Source organism: Streptomyces sp. NBC_01351 (genome assembly GCF_036237315.1).
Classification (GTDB): Bacteria; Actinomycetota; Actinomycetes; order Streptomycetales; family Streptomycetaceae; genus Streptomyces.
Window position 1 is genome coordinate 3,231,990 of the sequence record NZ_CP108356.1, and the last position, 16,612, is coordinate 3,248,601.

Genomic DNA, 16,612 nt, shown 5'->3' on the forward strand with positions numbered 1-16,612 from the left:
CCCGGCGGGGGCACCCGTTCTTCGGAAGTCTCGGAGAACTGGAGGACGTGCATGTTCAGGACAAAGGTCCGGATGGCTGCGGTGGCGGTGGCGGCGGGTACGGTCGCCCTGCTCGGGGCGGTACCGGAAGCGGCCGCCGCGACGGTGGTGAACTGCCCGACCGACAACCTGCAGGACGCGATCGACGCAGCCACCCCGGGAACGGCGCTCCAGGTGTCGGGGACCTGCACGGGCAACTTCACCGTCGACAAGAGCCTGACCCTGGCGGGGACGACGGGTGCCACGCTGGGCGGCGGCGGCACCGGCACCACGCTGACTGTCACCGCGGGCGTCACGGTGTCGGTGAACAGGCTGACCGTCAGCGGCGGCTCCGCGAGCAACGGCGGCGGCATCTTCAACAGCGGCACGCTGTCACTCAACCGCGTCACCGTCAGCGGGAACACGGCGAACTTCACCGGCGGCGGCACCGGCCAAGGCGGCGGCATCCACAACGCCCCCGGCGCCAGTCTGTCGCTGAACCAGTCGACGGTGACCGCAAACACCGCCGGCGTCCCGAACTCGAACGGCCTCGCCGGCTTCGGCGGCGGCATCATGAACTGGGGCACGCTCCGGCTGAACAATTCGACGGTCAGCCTCAACACCGGTCAATTCGGTGGCGGACTCCTCCTCGTGAACTCCGGCCCGGCAACCCTGAACGGTTCCACGGTGACCCAGAACAGCGCGCCCGGCGGGCAGGGCGGCGGTATCAACAACGACGGCGGCATCCTGCGGCTGAACCGCTCCACGATCAGCTTCAACAACGCGGACGGAGGCGGCGAAGGCGGTGGCATCTACAACCGGATCCCCGTGACGGTCAACCGGTCCCCGATCGTCAACAACACCGTCGACGGGGTCAGCAACAACTGCGCCGGACCCCAGCCCGTCCCCGGCTGCGTCAACTAGGCGGCGGCCGCGCTGGCCGAGCGGTGGCGGCCGGCGGCCGCCGCCGCGAGGCGGCCCAGGGCCTCGTCGCGGCCGCAGGCGTGCGCGCCCAGCGCGACGTGCCGGGCGACGATGCCGCGCTCGGCCCGCATCAGGCGCAGGCCCCGGCGCAGCAGGAAGAGGACGGACTTGCGCCCCTCGCGCAGATCGCGGGCGAGGCGGCGCCGGAAGGTGGTGGACGGGCGTCCGCGCAGGCAGATCGCGTCGGCGAGCAGGCCGAGCTCCTGGCAGCGGGCCACGATGTCGGCCGCGAAGATCCCCTCGGCGATGAACAGCGGGGTCCGCGAGATGTCCAGCGTGTCGCTGCCGGTGCGGGAGCTGGTCGCGATGTCGTACACCGGGACCTCGGTACGGCCGGTGCGGCACAGCTCGGCGACGGCCGCGACGGCGACCTCCGCGTCCCACGACAACGGGGAGTCCCAGTCGATGTCGGAGCTGCCCTCGACCAGCGGCAGGGTCGGGTCGTCACCCTCCTTGTAGAAGTCGTCCAGGCGCAGCACGGGCAGGCCCGAGCGGGCGGCCAGCGAGGACTTGCCGGAGCCCGAGGGCCCGGTCAGCAGGACGACACGCGTCGGCGAAGGAGAAGAACAGCTCACGGGACACCAGTCTGAACCATTCCCCCGGGTAGGGGATCCCTCCGGCGACCAGTTGGTATCGAGTATCACACCTCGACTACGCTGCGTGCGCACGCGACTACCACTCCAGGCACCTCAGGGCGGGATTCCCATGGCACGTCACGCAGCCCCTTCCGTACCGAACCGGCTCCGCAGCGCCGGGCTGACGGTCTCGATGGCCGGCGCGGCCCTGGCGATGGCCGCGGGGGGTGCGCAGGCCGGTGAGCTCGACGTGCCGGCCGCCCTGGCCGGGGTGGCGAACCCGGTCGCGAACCTCAAGGTGAACCCGCTCGCGCAGACCGGCGTGGACCCGCTCGACAACGGGGTCGCCACCAAGGTCGCGGACTTCCCGTCCGTCGGTACGGGCATGGTCACGGGCAGCCTGACGCGCGGCTCCTCGGTCGGCGAGCTGCCGACCGCCGCGGTGTCCTCGCTGCTCGGGCCGGTGCTCCCCCAGGCGTAGGTACGGAAAGGCCCCGACAGCACGGGGGATTGCTGCCGGGGCCGGTTTCGGGGGGCGGGTCCTAGTACGAGGACCCGCCGGAGCCCAGCGAGCCCGTGGGGTGCCAGACCGTCTTGGTCTCCAGGAAGGCCGTCATGCGCGCCGTGCCCGGGTCGGCGCTCCAGTCGTCCACAGGCTGTGGACGCAGGACGCGCTTGAGGTTGTCCGCCGCGGCGATCTCCAGCTCCTTGGCCAGCGCCGGGTCGGCGCCCGCCAGGTCGATCGCGTTGACGTCCTGGTGGGACGCCAGGTGCGGGCCCATCTCGGCGGCCTTGCCGGACAGGACGTTGACCACGCCGCCCGGCAGGTCGGAGGTGGCCAGCACCTCGCCCAGGGAGAGGGCGGGGAGCGGGGACTTCTCGCTCGCGATGACCACGACGGTGTTGCCGGTCGCGATCACCGGGGCGATCACCGAGATCAGGCCCAGGAAGGACGAGGCCTGCGGGGCGACGACCGTGACGACACCGGTCGGCTCGGGGGTGGAGAGGTTGAAGAAGGGGCCCGCGACCGGGTTGGCCCCGCCCACGATCTGGCCGATCTTGTCGGTCCAGCCCGCGTACCAGACCCAGCGGTCGATGGCCGCGTCCACGACGGCGCCCGCCTTGGACTTGGACAGGCCCTCCGCCTCGCCGACCTCGCGCACGAACTGCTCGCGGCGGCCCTCCAGCATCTCGGCGATGCGGTAGAGGATCTGCCCGCGGTTGTACGCGGTCGCGCCGGCCCAGCCGCCGAAGGCCTTGCGGGCCGCGACGACCGCGTCACGCGCGTCCTTGCGGGACGACAGCGGGGCGTTGGCCAGCCAGTTGCCCTTGGAGTCGGTCACCTCGTACACCCGGCCGCTCTCGGAGCGGGGGAACTTGCCCCCGACGTACAGCTTGTAGGTCTTGAAGACGTTCAGGCGCGTCTGCTGCTCAGACATCGAGGTAGCCCTCCAGGCCGTGGCGACCGCCCTCGCGGCCGAAGCCCGACTCCTTGTAGCCGCCGAAGGGCGAGGTCGGGTCGAACTTGTTGAACGTGTTGGCCCAGACGACACCCGCGCGGAGCTTGCCCGCGACCGCGAGGATCCGCGAGCCCTTCTCCGTCCAGATGCCGGCGGACAGGCCGTACTGGCTGTTGTTGGCCTTGGCGACGGCCTCGTCGGGCGTACGGAAGGTCAGCACGGACAGCACCGGGCCGAAGATCTCGTCGCGGGCGACGGTGTGCGCCTGGGTGACGTTCGTGAAGAGCGTCGGGGCGAACCAGTAGCCGGCGGACGGCAACTCGCACGCCGGGGACCAGCGCTCGGCGCCCTCGGCCTCGCCGGTCTCCGCGAGCGCGGTGATCCGGGCGAGCTGCTCGGCGGAGTTGATCGCGCCGATGTCGGTGTTCTTGTCGAGCGGGTCGCCGAGGCGGAGGGTGGAGAGGCGGCGCTTGAGGGAGTCCAGCAGCTCGTCGTGGATCGACTCCTGGACGAGGAGGCGCGATCCGGCGCAGCAGACCTGGCCCTGGTTGAAGAAGATGCCGTTGACGATGCCCTCGACGGCCTGGTCGATGGGGGCGTCGTCGAAGACGATGTTGGCGCCCTTGCCGCCCAGCTCCAGGGTGACCTTCTTGTCGGTGCCGGCGACGTGGCGGGCGATCTTCTTGCCCACGGCCGTCGAGCCGGTGAAGGCGACCTTGTTGACGTCGGGGTGCTCGACGAGGGCCGCGCCCGCGTCGCCGTACCCGGTGAGGATGTTGACGACGCCCTTGGGCAGGCCCGCCTGGCGGCAGATGTCCGCGAAGAAGAGGGCGGAGAGGGGAGTGGTCTCCGCCGGCTTCAGGACGACCGTGTTGCCGGTGGCGAGCGCCGGGGCGATCTTCCACGCGAGCATCAGGAGGGGGAAGTTCCAGGGGATGACCTGGCCCGCGACGCCGAGGGGGCGCGGGTTGGCGCCGTAGCCGGCGTGGTCGAGCTTGTCGGCCCAGCCCGCGTAGTAGAAGAAGTGCGCGGCGACCAGCGGGAGGTCCGCGTCGCGGGTCTCCTTGATCGGCTTGCCGTTGTCCAAGGTCTCCAGGACGGCCAGCTCGCGGCTGCGCTCCTGGATGATCCGGGCGATGCGGAAGAGGTACTTGGCGCGCTCGGAGCCGGGCAGCGCGGACCACTTCTCGAAGGCCTTGCGGGCGGCCTTGACGGCACGGTCCACGTCGGCGGCGCCCGCCTGGGCGACCTCGGCGAGGACCTCCTCGGACGACGGGGAGACGGTCTTGAACACCTTGCCGTCGGCGGCGTCGGTGAACTCGCCGTCGATGAAGAGCCCGTAGGAGGGGGCGATGTCGACGACCGAGCGGGACTCGGGAGCCGGTGCGTATTCGAATGCGGATGCCATGGTGATCAGTCCACCGTCACGTAGTCGGGACCGGAGTAACGGCCGGTGCTCAGCTTCTGGCGCTGCATCAACAGGTCGTTGAGCAGGCTGGACGCGCCGAAGCGGAACCAGTGGTTGCTCAGCCAGTCCTCGCCCACGGTCTCGTTGACCAGGACCAGGAACTTGATCGCGTCCTTGGTGGTCCGGATGCCGCCGGCCGGCTTCACGCCGATCTGGATTCCAGTCTGCGCCTTGAAGTCGCGGACGGCTTCGAGCATGAGCAGCGTGTTCGCGGGGGTGGCGTTGACCCCCACCTTGCCGGTCGACGTCTTGATGAAGTCGGCGCCCGCGAGCATGCCGATCCAGGAGGCTCGGCGGATGTTGTCGTAGGTCGACAGCTCGCCGGTCTCGAAGATGACCTTCAGCCGGGCGGCGCTGCCGTCCTCGCGGACGCAGACCTCCTTGATGGCCTTGATCAGCTCGTACGTCTCCAGGTAGCGACCGGCGAGGAAGGCGCCACGGTCGATGACCATGTCGATCTCGTCGGCGCCGGCGGCGACGGCGTCACGGGTGTCCGCGAGCTTGACGGGCAGCGCGGCGCGGCCGGCCGGGAAGGCGGTCGCGACGGAGGCGATCTTGACGTCGGCGCCGTTCAGGGCGGCCTTCGCGGTGGCCACCATGTCGGGATAGACACAGACGGCGGCCGTCATCGGGGTCGTGCGGTCGGTCGGATCGGGATTGACGGCCTTGGCGGAGAGCGCCCGGACCTTGCCCGGGGTGTCCGCGCCTTCCAGCGTCGTCAGGTCGATCATCGAGATGGCCAGGTCGATGGCGTACGCCTTGGCCGTCGTCTTGATCGAACGGGTGCCGAGGGCGGCCGCGCGGGCCTCCAGGCCGACGGCGTCTACGCCGGGCAGCCCGTGCAGGAAGCGGCGCAGCGCGCTGTCGGACGTCGTCACGTCAGCGAATGCGGTGAGGGTGGTGGGCATGGTCACCACATGAGCATATCTACGCGCGTAGCGGCCTGTCACCCCCCTCCCCCGATTTCGACCGGAATCGGGCCCCTCGGTTGCTGTTACGCGGCGATGACAGGAAGCAGATCATCCGACCGCACAAGATCCGTAAATTCTTCTTCAGCAGCCCGCCACACCTGACCCGGTGAACCAGACCGAACAGACGCAACGCGGCATGCGACTCTCCTCCACTTTCCTCACCATGCTTCAGGAGTCGTTATGCGTTCCGCCCTCGCCCTCCGCACCTCGCTCGTCACGGCCGTCGTCACCGGAGCGCTCCTCGCGCCCGTCGCCGGCACCGCGTTCGCCGCCACCGCCGAGACTCCGGCCGCGGCCTCCGCGACCACCACGGACAACAGCCGTTACGCGGGCAGCCCGGTCTACATCGGAGAGGGCCTGGTCGCGGTGCTGCGCAACAAGGCCGAGGGCCCCGAGGCCTGGATCCGCGCCGTCGGCACCGACTGGAAGCCCGGCGACGCGTACATGACCCGCGTCATGGGCCTGCTGAACCGCGAGGCGACCACCGCCACGGTCAACGGCCTGTCCCTGAAGCTGACGAAGGCCACGACGGCCAACCCCGTCCTGACGGTCACCAAGAACGGCGTCACCAAGTCCTACGCCCTGCCGAAGGGCGAGACGGCCCCCGCCACCTGCGTCTCGGAGGTCAAGAAGGTCCAGATGGGCGCCAACGTGTACGCCGACCTGACCATGTCCCCGAAGGGCCCGAAGGCGTTCGTCCACACTGAGCCGGCCAGCGGCTGGTCGCGCACGCTGGACCGCACGCACCCCAAGGGCACGGACGACTACTACCTGCGCATCGCGAACCCGAGCGGCGCCAAGCCGGTCTTCGAGTGGAAGAACCAGGGCGGCGCGAACGTCCCGGTCCTCACGGCCTCCTTCCCCGCGCTCCCCAAGGGCTGCAAGCTCGACTACAAGGTCACGGAGGCGGGGTCCGGCAAGCCGGCGCCGAAGCCCTCCACCACCCCCTCCGCCTCGGGTGAGAAGAAGGCCCAGACCACGGGTCAGACCACCGTCGTCCCGCAGGGCCCGGTGGCCGCCGGCGCCGAACTCCCCGTCGAGACCGTCGCGGACACCGACAACACCACCAGCGCGGCCGCCGGCGCCGGCCTCATCGCCATCCTCGCCGCGATCGGCGCCACCCTCATGCACCGCGGCCGCCGCAACCACGGCTGACCCGGCACGGTCACCGCGCCGGGCCCCGGCCCGGCCGCCGTCCGCTTCCGTCCCTCCCCCGGGCGGGCCACCTCCACGGTGGCCCGCCCGGCCCGCTTCCCGGAGCACCCCATGTCCCACCGCGTACGCCCCCTGCTCGCCGCCGTCCTCCTCGCGGCCGCCCTGACCACCGGGTGCGGCGCCGCGGCCTCCCCCACCCCGCCCGCGGACCCGGCGGCCGCGCCTCCCGCCGTCACGCCGACCACCGCGCCCCCGGCGCCCGGCGCGGCGCACGCCGCCCCGCTGCCCGCCTCGGAGCCCGTACGCGTACGGATCCCCGCGGCCGGTGTCGACGCGTCGCCCGTGCTGAAGCTCGGGCTGGCCGGCGACGGCACCGTGGAGGTCCCCTCCGTGGCCGACGGGGACAAGATCGGCTGGTACACGAAGGGCGTCACCCCCGGCCAGACCGGCCCCGCCGTCCTGATCGGCCACTTCGACACGGCGCGAGGCCCCGCCGTGCTCAAGGACGTCTCCAAGGTGCACACGGGTGACGAGATCACCGTGTCCCGCGCGGACGGCAGCACCGCCGTCTTCCGGGTGCGCGAACTGGAGCAGGTCGACAAGAAGAGCTTCCCCACCGCCAAGGTCTACGGCAATACCACCCGCCCCGAGCTGCGCGTGATCACCTGCGGCGGCGAAATCACCGACGGCCATCGGCCCGACAACATCATCGTCTACGCCGATCTCGTCAGCTGAGACGGCGTGGGGCAGAATCGACCGCATGAGCAGCCAGCAGCCTCCTGATGAACCGGTGTACGACGACCGGGTCTACCGCTCCTCCATGTCCGTGGTCACCGGGGTGCTGCTGCTGGCCCTGACCGCGTGGCTGTGCGGGGACGCGGTGGTGCGGGGTGCGGGCAACACCCCGTGGATCGCGCTGGCGGTCGCGCTGCTCGTCGTACCGCTGATCGTGGCGTTCACCATCCGCCCGGCCGTCTTCGCCAATGACGACCGGATGCGCGTACGGAACCCCTTCCGGATCATCGAACTGCCCTGGGCGGCCGTGGACGCCGTGCGCGCCGGATACTCGGCGGAAGTGCTGGCCGAGGGGTCGAAGTACCAGCTCTGGTCCGTGCCCGTCTCGCTGCGGGAGCGGAAGCGGGCGAACCGGCAGTTCAACCGCCGCGGCGGGCTCACCGGGCGCGGACTGAGCGCCCCCGACGAGGGCGCCGCCGCCACCCCCGGCGCCCCGCCGCGGGCCAAGGCCGACCAGGTCGTGGACGAGCTACGGGAGCTGGCGGAGCGCGGTGCCTCGCGGGCCGGCGCGCAGGGCTCCGTTCGGGTGCAGTGGTCGTACGAGATCCTCGCGCCAGCCGTGGCCGGTGCGCTGCTGCTGATCGTGCTGCTCTCGGTCGGCTGAGGTCCCGGCGGCTGCTGCCGCGGCCTCGCAGCCGACCTCGATGTCCGTGCCGGCTTCGCCGTCGCAGTCGTCGGTGCCGGCCCCGCCGAGGAGGGTGTCGTCGGCCGGTCCGCCGCGGAGGCGGTCGTCACCTGATCCGCCGAGGATCCTGTCCCGGCCGCCGGGGCCCACGCTCCCGGTCGGGAAGGTGAAGTTGTCGCCGTAGATGTTGTCGTTGCCGTTGCGACCGTCGATCACGTCGTTGCCCGCGGTCGCGCCCGCCGGGTCGATGAAGAAGCTGTCCCCGATGAGTTCCTCGTTGATCTCCAGCACCCCGGTACCACCCGTGATCACGTCGTTCCCGGATCCGGTCGCGCTGCCCTGGTACGAGCCGTGGTCGCCGGTGGCGCAGAAACCACCGTCGTCGCCCAGGCTGATGATGTCGTCGCCGCCCGTGCCGCTCACGTTCCCCAGGGACTCGCTGTCGCCCACCACGCAGCCGAAGTCGCCCGGCCCTTCGAGCAGGACGTCGTCCCCGGCGCCCGATGCCCCGAAGAAGCCGAACGAGTCTCCGGTGATCGCGTCACTGCCGCCGCCGCCGTCGATGCGGTCGGCGGCGCCGCCGACCGCGTAGTCGCCCGAGCTGTCACCGACGAGCTGGTCGCCCTCGTCCCCGCCGAGGAGCACGTCGGACGACGCGCCCCGGGCGGTGCCCTGAACGGCCACGTGGTCACCCCAGAGGGCGTCGAAGGAGGCGCCGCCGGACAGCCGGTCGCGGCCCGTGGCGCTGGTGACGTCCCCGGTGAGGGCCCATTCGTCACCGACGAGGCCGTCTTCGTCGGCTCCGCCGTCGAGCTGGTCGTCCCCGGCTCCGCCGGAGAGCCGGTCGCGGCCGGCGCCGCCGATCAGGACGTCGTTCCCGCCGAGGCCGCAGATGGTGTCGTTGCCGCCACCGCCGTCGATGACATCGACTCCGGGCGTGCCGATGATCACGTCGTCACCGGGCGTGCCGACCGTGGTCGTGGCGGCCGCGTCGAAGCACGTGGGCGTCGCGGCGGCGGCCTCGGTCGCGCCAAGCCCGAACAGGGCCGCGACCAGGACCTGCGTACTGACCGTGGCCACCATCGCGCGGACGGCTCTGCGATCTCGCAGCATGGATTTCCCCTTCCAGGAGTGTCGCGATCACTGTGGGTGATCTCCGGTGACCCGTGGAGGTGACTCGTCGCCGGTCGCGGTGATTTCATCCGATCGGATTCTCATACGTTCCTCATCGAGCCCGCCCGACCGGCGGAACCGGCGCCGCCGGATGGTGCGTCCTCGCAGGTGTGCAGCGCAATGAGGCCGGCGAAAGCACCGGCACCGCCCCCGCCGTCCCCTTCCGGCTCCGGATCCTGGCCGGGGTCCTGCTGGCCGCTCATCTCCTGGTCGTCGGCTGGCTGACCCTCCGCCCGCTCGACGTGCCGTGGGCCGCGGCCCCCAATCTGACCCCGCTGGAGGGGATCGGGGCGGACTTCGCCGCCGGCCCCCTCGAAGGGCTCCGGCGGCTCGGGGAGGGACTGGCTCTGCTGGCCCCGCTCGGGGTGCTGTTGCCGCTGGTCAGCGGGCAGCTCGCGCCGTCGGCGCTGTCCGCGTGGTCCTCTCTGGCCCGGACCGCCGCCGCGGGCGCGCTGGTCTCCGTGAGCATCGAGATGCTCCAGACCGCCGTCCCCGGACAGGTGGTCGACGTGGACTCGGTCCTGCTGAACACCCTCGGCGTCCTGCTCGCGCACGTGGCCGTCGTACCGGCGCTGCGGGCCCGGCTGCGCCGCTCACACGCCGTTTATCAGGGGGCGACCCCGAAAATTACCAGGGTCGGGCTCGGCCCCTGGACCGACGTCCTGTCGACGGTTCCGCGCGAATATTGAGACATCGCAAGAACGCGAAACCGACGAAGGAGAACCCATGAGCGCCCTTGTCCGCCCCCGTGACGGCCGAATGATCGGCGGAGTGTGCGCAGGACTGGCGCGCCGCTTCGGAATGTCGGCCAACACGATGCGGGTCATATTCGTCGCCTCGTGCCTGCTGCCCGGCCCGCAGTTCCTGGTCTACCTGGCGCTGTGGCTGCTCCTGCCGAACGAGAAGTCCGCGTCCACCGCCTGGTGACGAGCCGGGCACGGGGGGAGCGGGTCAGGCGGCCCGCTCGACCTTTTCCAGCTGCTTGTCGGCCACTTCCTGCGGCACCCGCGCCTGCTGCTGGGCCGACGCCACGTTGAGGGCCATCAGCCGCACGATGGTGTCGCCCTCGCGCACGACGACCAGGTGGACCTGCGCCGAGACGCCCTGGCCGGCCGCGGTCGTGGTCCAGCTGACGCTCTCGTCACCGGTCGTGCGGTAGTCGGCGGCCCGTACGTCGCGGTAGCCGGCGCTCTGCTTCTCGACGGTGGCGGAGAAGCCCGTACCGCAAGCGGCCACGGCGGCCTTGAGCCGGGCGATCAGTGCCTTCGCGTCGCCCTCGGCGTAGGAGCTGACGGAGGCGGAGACGGCGAGTCCGACCTGCTTCTGGGAGCCGATGCCCCGGTTGACGGTCGCGCGTGCGGCCGGGTCCGGTGCGTCGCCCATGATGTCGGCGAGCGGCTGGCAGGCCTTCTTGTCGGCCTGCGGCTGGCCGTCGGGGGCGTTCGGGTTCTTGCCCTGGGCGGAGATCTGATAGCCGGCCAGGTCGCCCGGCTCCAGCGCGGACCGCTCAAGCCTGCTCCCGCCGGTCTTCGGCGCGGCCGATCCGGGCGGGGCGGGCGCTCCGGCGGCGGCCGAGGCGGCGGGCGTGCCGGAGGACCCCTTCGGGTCCGGGCCCTTGCCGGTGGCGGGGGTGTCCTCGCTGCTGCACCCCACCGCCGCGAACAGCAGGGCGGGGACCAGCGCGACCATCGTCGCTCGTGCCTTCTTGCGCATGACCGAGACCTCAATACCGCGTGCGTCGGTGGGCAGTTGGCGATGATCGTGGCATACGACGCGACGTGGCGCCCACCCGCTCGAAGGGGTGTGCGCCACGTGTTCGCGCGTACGGATTCAGCCGCCGAGGCCGTTGAGCGGCAGGCCGCCGACCAGTTCGGTCACCGGGCCGAGCGCGGCGCCCGGGTCGCTCGACTGCTGGCCATCCTCGGCGCCCATGTGCTGCTGGCTGGTGAGGCCCTGGACAGCGGTGGTGGCGGTGCCCAGCGTGTCGGTGAGGCCGACGGCCGGCACTACGGCCGAGGCGGTACCGGCGGCGACGGCGGCGAAGGCGGCACCGAGAGCGGCGACACCGAGGGTCTTGGCAGCTGACTGCTTCATGAAAAATCGTCCTTGCGACGGGGAATTGAGCGGCTCCGCAAACTAGTCACTTCAAACCCCCGCCCGCAAACATCCTTAAATACGAGAAAGCGCCCGGGAATTGCCCCTCCCGGGCGCTTTCAGTACGTCACGCCATGGCCTACGCCGTGACGGAACCGCTGGTGGAGGCGGTCTGCTGGAAGAGCCACTCGGACTTCAGCTCCGCGTAACCCGGCTTGATCACCTCGTTGATCATGGCGAGTCGTTCATCGAAAGGAATGAACGCGGACTTCATCGCATTGACGGTGAACCACTGCATGTCGTCCAGCGAATAGCCGAAGGTGTCGACCAGGTGCTCGAACTCGCGGCTCATGCTGGTGCCGCTCATCAGGCGGTTGTCGGTGTTGACCGTGAGCCTGAAGTGCAGCTTCCGCAGCAGACCGATCGGGTGCTCGGCGTACGAGGGGGCCGCGGCCGTCTGCAGGTTCGACGTCGGGCACATCTCCAGGGGGATGCGCTTGTCCCGGACGTACGAGGCCAGCCGGCCCAGGGTCACGGAACCGTCGTCGGCGACCTCGATGTCGTCGATGATCCGCACGCCGTGACCGAGGCGGTCGGCGCCGCACCACTGCAGGGCCTGCCAGATCGACGGGAGGCCGAAGGCCTCGCCCGCGTGGATGGTGAAGTGGTTGTTCTCGCGCTTGAGGTACTCGAAGGCGTCGAGGTGGCGGGTGGGAGGGAACCCGGCCTCGGCGCCGGCGATGTCGAAGCCGACCACACCGTTGTCGCGGTAGCGGTTGGCCAGCTCCGCGATCTCCAGCGCGCGGGCGGCGTGGCGCATCGCGGTCAGCAGGGCGCCGACGCGGATGCGGTGGCCGTTGGCCTTCGCGCGGCGCTCGCCCTCGCGGAAGCCCTCGTTCACGACCTCCACGACCTCTTCGAGGGTCAGCCCCTTCTCCAGGTGCTGTTCGGGGGCGTAACGGATCTCGGCGTACACGACGCCGTCCTCGGCCAGGTCCTCGGCGCATTCCGCGGCGACCCGGTACAGGGCCGCCTTGGTCTGCATGACCGCGCAGGTGTGCGCGAACGTCTCCAGGTAGCGCGGCAGGGAGCCGGAGTCGGCGGCTTCGCGGAACCAGATGCCGAGCTTGTCGGCGTCGGTCTCGGGGAGGTTCTCGTAACCGACCTCGCGGGCCAGCTCGATGATGGTCCCGGGGCGCAGCCCACCGTCGAGGTGGTCGTGGAGGAGCACCTTCGGGGAGCGGCGGATCTGATCCGGGGTCGGCAGGGTAGGGGTCTCGCTCGTCATCTGGGCACTCTAGCTCCTACGCGCGTAGAGCGGGGTGCCGACGGGGGCCGCCGATATGTAACAGTGACCGTGCGGACGGATGGCGTACACCTCGGGGTCTGAGAATGTTCCGCCATGGCACAGCATGCGCCGCCGGCGCGCGGGGCCCGTCTGGGGCGGGCGGCCGGCGCGAACGGCTCGGTATCGACGGTCAGTGGTGTGGTGCTCCTGCTTCCCGGGGCGTCCAGATTCTCCCCCGGTCCGATGCGCCCGCTCGCGCGGGCGCTGGGCCGGGCGGGAGCGGCGGACGGGCTGGTGGCACACACCGTGGTGCACGGCGGCGGAGCCGCCCGGGAGGAGCAGGCGCGGTGGGCCGCGGACGAGGTGGGGCGACGGTACGGAGACGTGCCGGTGTGCCTGGCCGGGTACGACGTGGGTGGCCTGGCCGCACTGCGGGCGGCGGGACACGAGGCCGTCAACTCCGTTCTGGCGATGGCCCCTTCCTTAGGGGAAGCCGCCGCCGCGGACTCCCCTGAACCGGTGAAACAGCTGTCCGGCCGACAGGTGTTGATCGTCCACGGCACCAACGACGCGCGCAGCGACCCGGAGAGCTCCTTCCGGCTGGCGGCGCGGGCGAAGAAGGCGAATCGTTCTACCTGCCGGTTCGAAGTGCATTCGGACGGGCACGGGCTGCGCGAGCACCAGGCGGAAGTGGTGGCGCTGGCCGTGGACTTCGTCCTGGGCGCCCTCGGTTCGGGCCGGTACTCGCGCCCCGTCACGGACGCCCTCGCCGCCCCGCCCCCGCTGGGCCTGCGGATGCCGCTGGCCTCCGGCTTCGGGCGGTCGCTGAGGGGATGAGCGGGCCCGGGCCCCCGGGCGTACCGTGAGGAATGGACTCGGGGTGTTCACCTCTCTCCCGGAGGCGATGGACCATGGGCGGACTGCTGCACAGGAACTTCGACAAGCCGGACGAGACCCGGCCGTTCGAAGCCGGTACGGGCAGGCTGGACCTCTTCAACACCGAGGGCGGGGCGGTCGGTCGCGCCGTCTTCGAGCCGGGCTGGCGCTGGTCGCTGCACGTCAAGCCGATCGCCGGCACGGACAGCTGCCAGTCCGCCCACACCGGGTACATCGCGAGCGGCCGCATGAAGGTCGTCATGGACGACGGGGAGAGCGCCGAAGTCGGTCCGGGCGACTTCATCCAGATCGCACCCGGGCACGATGCCTGGGTCCTGGGTGACGAGCCCTGCGTCGCGCTGGACTGGACCGGCTACACGGACTACGCGAAGCCGGCGTCCGGCTGACGCGTCCGCCGCTGCGGTGGGTTCTGCGGCCGGCCCTGCGGCGGGTTCTGCCCGAGGAGCGTGACCGCCCGGTCGAGTACGCGGGCCAGGCCGCCCGGCGTCGGGGCGGTCGCGAGGACGTACGCGTGGTGCAGCGCGCCCGTCGGGGCGCGCCGGACCACGGCGCCCGGCGGGATCTCCAGCTGCACCCGGACCACCCCCGGCACGGAGCGGGCGGCGGAGAGCCGGGGGCGGACGCCGCCCGGGAGCGGGCCGGGCGGGAAGTCCACGTACCGGAGTCCGGCGTGGGTGGCGCGCGGGCTGCGCGCCGGGTCGGGCAGGCCCAGTCCGGAGGCGAGGGCGAGGCCGAGGACGTCGGTGCCGTTCGCGAGCCGGAGCAGCCGGCTGAACTCCTCGCCGCCGGGGCTGGGGGTCCCTCCCAGCGGTGGCTGGGGGAGCGTGGGCCTCGACGAGGCGGGGGCCGTGCGAGGTGAGGATGACCTCGGTGTGGGACGGGCCGTGGCGGTGGCCGGCGAGGTCGAGGACGCCGCGCACGAGGGCCCGTACGGCTTCCGCGGTGCGCGGGTCCAGGGCGACGGGCAGGTCGTGGCCGGCGGCGGCGAGGAAGGGGCCCGGGTCTGTGCGGCGGCGGGCCCAGCCGAGGATGCGGTGGCGGCCCGCGCGGGAGAGGGCTTCGACGGTGAGCTCCGGGCCTTCGAGGTACTCCTCGACGAGCAGGTCGGTGACCTCGGGGTAGCCGCGGGCGGCGGCCCGGGCCTCGGCCTCGTCGTAGACGAGCCGGATCCCCTCGCCGTCGGCGCCCGCGCGGGGCTTGATCACGCACGGGTAGCCGATCAGGGTGGTGATGAAGGGGAGCGTCTCGGCGCGGCCGCAGCGGGCGAAGGACACCGGCCGGGCGGGGTGCAGGGTGTTGGAGCGGGCGCGCAGGGCGGCCTTGTCCATGAGCGCGGTGACGGCCGCGGTGGGGGTGCCGGGCAGTCCGAGTTCCTCGTTGGCGCGGGCTGCCGCGAGGGCCCCGGCGGCGTCGAAGCCGAACACGGCGGCGCGGCCGCGGCGGACCGCCTCCATGCGCCCTAAGGCCCCGATGAGGTGGCGGTGGTCGCGCCAGTCCGTCCGTACCCGCCGCTCCGCCCCCTCACGGTCGGATGGCACCGATGGATCCGGCGCGACCACCACGGTGTGCGCACCCTCCCCCAGCTACCGCTGGGTGGGGGTACCCCCGGCCGGAGGCTGGGGGAGTGCCCCCGGGCGGGCGGCCGCCACCACGGCAGGTCGCGGGCTCAGCAGGACAGCCACGGGCTCCCGCCCTCCGTCGGCCCACTGGTGACCGCGTCGCTGCCGCATACCGCGCTCCCCCCTCACGCCGTGCTGACACTGTGCCTCTTCGGCATATGCCGAATGCCGCGGGGCAGGGGTCGTCTTGCCGCCTTGCGGGAACACGAGGGGTTTACAGATCGCTTCATTCAGGGACGAATACGCATATGCCAACCGATGCAGCCGGAGAAGCGGGGGAGGCGGCGGAAGCGGGGGAACTGAGCCCCGCCGCCCGGCGCCTGTACGCGTTCGCGGTCGAGCGGAACGCCTTCGACGCCGGGGAGGCCGCCCAGGCACTCGGCGTTCGCGCCGCCACCGCGATCACCGAGCTGGCCGCCGCGCACCTGCTCCAGCGGGCCCCGGGCGGCGGCCCCGAGCGCTGGAGCGCGGTGGCGCCCCGGGCGGCCGCGGCCCGGGCGCTGGCCCCGCTGGCCCTGCTCGTACGGGAGACCCACGACGAGATGGACCGGCTGCGCGGGCGGCTGGAGGCGCTGGTGCCGGCGTACGAGGCCGGGACCGCGCACCGGGACCTGAGCGCCTCGGGGCGCCTGGAGCTGGTCACCGACCTCGGGGCGGTACGGGGGCTGATCATCGAGCTGGTCGCGGCCTGCGAGCGGGAACTGCTGACCTCGCAGCCGGGCGGGGGCAGGCCGCGAGAGACCCTGGAGGAGGCGATCGGGCGGGACGAGTCCCTCCTCTCGCGCGGGGTCCGGATGCGGACGATCTACCAGCACACGGCGCGCTACTCGCGGCCCACGGCGGCGTACGTGGAGCGGGTGACGGCCCTGGGGGCGCAGGTACGGACGCTGGGCGACGGGCTGATGCGGATGCTGGTCTTCGACGACCACACGGGCCTGATGGCGGTGCCGGACCGCAGCGGGGCGGCGCTGGTGGTACGCGAGCCGAACGTCGTGCACTTCATGACGGCGGCCTTCGAGCGCTCCTGGCTGGGCGCGGAACCGTTCCCGACCTCGGTGAGCCCGGAGGCGGCCCGGTCCCTGTCGGACGAGCTGCGGCAGACGATCGTACGGCTGCTCTCGGAGGGGCTGGAGGACAAGGTGATCGCGCGGCGGCTGGGCATGTCGGAGCGGACCTGTCAGCGGCACATCGCGGAGATCATGCGGGCGGTCGGGGCCAAGTCCCGCTTCCAGGCCGGGTACTTGCTGCGCCCGGCCGCAGCTCCGACCACCAACCCGCCGGACGCGGGCACGGACGCGGGTCCTTAGGGCCCTTCCGTTCGGGTCGGGCCGGGTGCGCGCGGGGCGGCCCGGCCGTGGCCGGGCCGCCCCGGGGCGTCTCCTCGGGCGTCGAACGTGGCGAGGGGTCGGTGGGCTGAGCGTGGTTGTGTTCGACGCCCTGCGGGGACGCCCCGCCACACACCCGGCCCCGTCCGGGCCTGGGGTGCCGGT

At 72.1% G+C, this 16,612-nt stretch carries 18 protein-coding genes and 2 pseudogenes; 10 read left to right on the top strand and 10 right to left on the bottom strand.

The genetic code is table 11. The annotated features are described in order from the left end of the window. The first annotated feature begins 51 nt into the window (after positions 1 to 51). Entirely contained in the window at positions 52 to 942 is an 891-nt protein-coding gene (locus OG625_RS14475; RefSeq protein ID WP_329380251.1) for a hypothetical protein, read from the top strand. Here OG625_RS14475 and OG625_RS14480 read toward each other — a convergent pair. Continuing rightward, positions 939 to 1,643, bottom strand: a complete 705-nt coding sequence (locus tag OG625_RS14480) for a uridine kinase family protein (protein ID WP_329390669.1) — start codon at positions 1,641 to 1,643, stop codon at positions 939 to 941. The two genes, OG625_RS14475 and OG625_RS14480, sit on opposite strands and share 4 nt — an antisense overlap. A gap of 64 nt (positions 1,644 to 1,707) precedes the next feature. Here OG625_RS14480 and OG625_RS14485 point away from each other — a divergent pair, with 64 nt between their 5' ends. Then, positions 1,708 to 2,058 (top strand): hypothetical protein, encoded by a 351-nt coding sequence (locus OG625_RS14485; RefSeq protein WP_329380254.1) that lies wholly within the window; start codon positions 1,708 to 1,710, stop codon positions 2,056 to 2,058. A 61-nt stretch (positions 2,059 to 2,119) separates the two neighbouring features. Here the strand turns inward: OG625_RS14485 and OG625_RS14490 are convergent, their stop codons facing one another. Genes OG625_RS14490 through deoC form a run of 3 tightly spaced genes read right to left on the bottom strand, consistent with a single transcriptional unit; the run spans position 2,120 to position 5,413 of the window. Continuing rightward, positions 2,120 to 3,016, bottom strand: a complete 897-nt coding sequence (locus OG625_RS14490; RefSeq protein ID WP_329380256.1) for an aldehyde dehydrogenase family protein — start codon at positions 3,014 to 3,016, stop codon at positions 2,120 to 2,122. Further along, complete coding sequence (locus OG625_RS14495) at positions 3,009 to 4,445, bottom strand: aldehyde dehydrogenase family protein (protein WP_329380259.1); 1,437 nt, start codon at positions 4,443 to 4,445, stop codon at positions 3,009 to 3,011. The genes OG625_RS14490 and OG625_RS14495 overlap by 8 nt, the downstream gene beginning before the upstream one ends. A gap of 5 nt (positions 4,446 to 4,450) precedes the next feature. After that, the gene (deoC, locus tag OG625_RS14500) at positions 4,451 to 5,413 is read right to left on the bottom strand and encodes a deoxyribose-phosphate aldolase (RefSeq protein WP_329390671.1); all 963 of its coding nucleotides are present in this window, start codon (positions 5,411 to 5,413) and stop codon (positions 4,451 to 4,453) included. A 243-nt stretch (positions 5,414 to 5,656) separates the two neighbouring features. Here deoC and OG625_RS14505 point away from each other — a divergent pair, with 243 nt between their 5' ends. From OG625_RS14505 to OG625_RS14515, 3 genes are all read left to right on the top strand, one after another. Beyond that, positions 5,657 to 6,631: a hypothetical protein gene (locus tag OG625_RS14505; protein WP_329380261.1), complete on the top strand. Its 975-nt coding sequence runs from the start codon at positions 5,657 to 5,659 to the stop codon at positions 6,629 to 6,631. Positions 6,632 to 6,742: 111 nt separating this feature from the next. Then, the gene (locus tag OG625_RS14510) at positions 6,743 to 7,366 is read left to right on the top strand and encodes a class F sortase (RefSeq protein WP_329380264.1); all 624 of its coding nucleotides are present in this window, start codon (positions 6,743 to 6,745) and stop codon (positions 7,364 to 7,366) included. A 25-nt stretch (positions 7,367 to 7,391) separates the two neighbouring features. Then, positions 7,392 to 8,030: a PH domain-containing protein gene (locus OG625_RS14515; RefSeq protein WP_329380267.1), complete on the top strand. Its 639-nt coding sequence runs from the start codon at positions 7,392 to 7,394 to the stop codon at positions 8,028 to 8,030. A 51-nt stretch (positions 8,031 to 8,081) separates the two neighbouring features. Here OG625_RS14515 and OG625_RS14520 read toward each other — a convergent pair. Further along, positions 8,082 to 9,164 (bottom strand): annotated as a pseudogene (locus tag OG625_RS14520) (calcium-binding protein); the annotation flags it as partial. Positions 9,165 to 9,334: 170 nt separating this feature from the next. On the opposite strand from OG625_RS14520, the gene OG625_RS14525 reads away from it, so the two are divergent. After that, positions 9,335 to 9,913 (top strand): VanZ family protein, encoded by a 579-nt coding sequence (locus OG625_RS14525; protein ID WP_329380269.1) that lies wholly within the window; start codon positions 9,335 to 9,337, stop codon positions 9,911 to 9,913. A 37-nt stretch (positions 9,914 to 9,950) separates the two neighbouring features. Then, positions 9,951 to 10,151 (top strand): PspC domain-containing protein, encoded by a 201-nt coding sequence (locus OG625_RS14530; protein ID WP_329380272.1) that lies wholly within the window; start codon positions 9,951 to 9,953, stop codon positions 10,149 to 10,151. 24 nt (positions 10,152 to 10,175) lie between these two features. Here OG625_RS14530 and OG625_RS14535 read toward each other — a convergent pair whose 3' ends face one another. From OG625_RS14535 to OG625_RS14545, 3 genes are all read right to left on the bottom strand, one after another. Then, positions 10,176 to 10,937: a hypothetical protein gene (locus OG625_RS14535; protein ID WP_329380274.1), complete on the bottom strand. Its 762-nt coding sequence runs from the start codon at positions 10,935 to 10,937 to the stop codon at positions 10,176 to 10,178. A gap of 117 nt (positions 10,938 to 11,054) precedes the next feature. After that, positions 11,055 to 11,318 carry a hypothetical protein gene (locus OG625_RS14540; RefSeq protein ID WP_329380277.1) on the bottom strand — a complete coding sequence of 88 codons (264 nt, stop codon included), beginning with the start codon at positions 11,316 to 11,318 and terminating at the stop codon, positions 11,055 to 11,057. Positions 11,319 to 11,457: 139 nt separating this feature from the next. Further along, complete coding sequence (locus OG625_RS14545) at positions 11,458 to 12,606, bottom strand: adenosine deaminase (protein WP_329380280.1); 1,149 nt, start codon at positions 12,604 to 12,606, stop codon at positions 11,458 to 11,460. A gap of 114 nt (positions 12,607 to 12,720) precedes the next feature. Between OG625_RS14545 and OG625_RS14550 the strand changes: the two genes are divergently transcribed. Then, positions 12,721 to 13,443 (top strand): prolyl oligopeptidase family serine peptidase, encoded by a 723-nt coding sequence (locus OG625_RS14550; RefSeq protein ID WP_329380282.1) that lies wholly within the window; start codon positions 12,721 to 12,723, stop codon positions 13,441 to 13,443. A 74-nt stretch (positions 13,444 to 13,517) separates the two neighbouring features. Next, positions 13,518 to 13,889: a cupin domain-containing protein gene (locus tag OG625_RS14555; RefSeq protein WP_329380284.1), complete on the top strand. Its 372-nt coding sequence runs from the start codon at positions 13,518 to 13,520 to the stop codon at positions 13,887 to 13,889. Here OG625_RS14555 and OG625_RS14560 read toward each other — a convergent pair. Next, on the bottom strand, positions 13,865 to 14,158 hold the full coding sequence (locus OG625_RS14560; protein ID WP_329380286.1) for a hypothetical protein: 294 nt from the start codon (positions 14,156 to 14,158) through the stop codon (positions 13,865 to 13,867). The two genes, OG625_RS14555 and OG625_RS14560, sit on opposite strands and share 25 nt — an antisense overlap. A gap of 235 nt (positions 14,159 to 14,393) precedes the next feature. Further along, positions 14,394 to 14,957 (bottom strand): annotated as a pseudogene (locus tag OG625_RS41445) (ATP-grasp domain-containing protein); the annotation flags it as partial. Between the two features lie 413 nt (positions 14,958 to 15,370). Here OG625_RS41445 and OG625_RS14570 point away from each other — a divergent pair. Then, a complete protein-coding gene (locus OG625_RS14570) occupies positions 15,371 to 16,429 on the top strand; it encodes a LuxR C-terminal-related transcriptional regulator (protein ID WP_329380291.1) in 1,059 nt (352 codons plus the stop codon). Positions 16,430 to 16,612 lie beyond the last annotated feature (183 nt).

What these genes read in the sequence shown, in the direction of transcription:
- OG625_RS14515 (WP_329380267.1), top strand. Translation starts at nt 7,392, where the DNA reads ATGAGCAGCCAGCAGCCTCCTGATGAACCGGTGTACGACGACCGGGTC.
- OG625_RS14545 (WP_329380280.1), bottom strand. Translation starts at nt 12,606, where the DNA reads ATGACGAGCGAGACCCCTACCCTGCCGACCCCGGATCAGATCCGCCGC.
- OG625_RS14530 (WP_329380272.1), top strand. Translation starts at nt 9,951, where the DNA reads ATGAGCGCCCTTGTCCGCCCCCGTGACGGCCGAATGATCGGCGGAGTG.
- OG625_RS14570 (WP_329380291.1), top strand. Translation starts at nt 15,371, where the DNA reads ATGCCAACCGATGCAGCCGGAGAAGCGGGGGAGGCGGCGGAAGCGGGG.
- OG625_RS14475 (WP_329380251.1), top strand. Translation starts at nt 52, where the DNA reads ATGTTCAGGACAAAGGTCCGGATGGCTGCGGTGGCGGTGGCGGCGGGT.
- OG625_RS14505 (WP_329380261.1), top strand. Translation starts at nt 5,657, where the DNA reads ATGCGTTCCGCCCTCGCCCTCCGCACCTCGCTCGTCACGGCCGTCGTC.
- OG625_RS14485 (WP_329380254.1), top strand. Translation starts at nt 1,708, where the DNA reads ATGGCACGTCACGCAGCCCCTTCCGTACCGAACCGGCTCCGCAGCGCC.
- OG625_RS14490 (WP_329380256.1), bottom strand. Translation starts at nt 3,016, where the DNA reads ATGTCTGAGCAGCAGACGCGCCTGAACGTCTTCAAGACCTACAAGCTG.
- deoC (WP_329390671.1), bottom strand. Translation starts at nt 5,413, where the DNA reads ATGCCCACCACCCTCACCGCATTCGCTGACGTGACGACGTCCGACAGC.
- OG625_RS14535 (WP_329380274.1), bottom strand. Translation starts at nt 10,937, where the DNA reads ATGCGCAAGAAGGCACGAGCGACGATGGTCGCGCTGGTCCCCGCCCTG.
- OG625_RS14550 (WP_329380282.1), top strand. Translation starts at nt 12,721, where the DNA reads ATGGCACAGCATGCGCCGCCGGCGCGCGGGGCCCGTCTGGGGCGGGCG.
- OG625_RS14510 (WP_329380264.1), top strand. Translation starts at nt 6,743, where the DNA reads ATGTCCCACCGCGTACGCCCCCTGCTCGCCGCCGTCCTCCTCGCGGCC.
- OG625_RS14555 (WP_329380284.1), top strand. Translation starts at nt 13,518, where the DNA reads ATGGGCGGACTGCTGCACAGGAACTTCGACAAGCCGGACGAGACCCGG.
- OG625_RS14495 (WP_329380259.1), bottom strand. Translation starts at nt 4,445, where the DNA reads ATGGCATCCGCATTCGAATACGCACCGGCTCCCGAGTCCCGCTCGGTC.
- OG625_RS14540 (WP_329380277.1), bottom strand. Translation starts at nt 11,318, where the DNA reads ATGAAGCAGTCAGCTGCCAAGACCCTCGGTGTCGCCGCTCTCGGTGCC.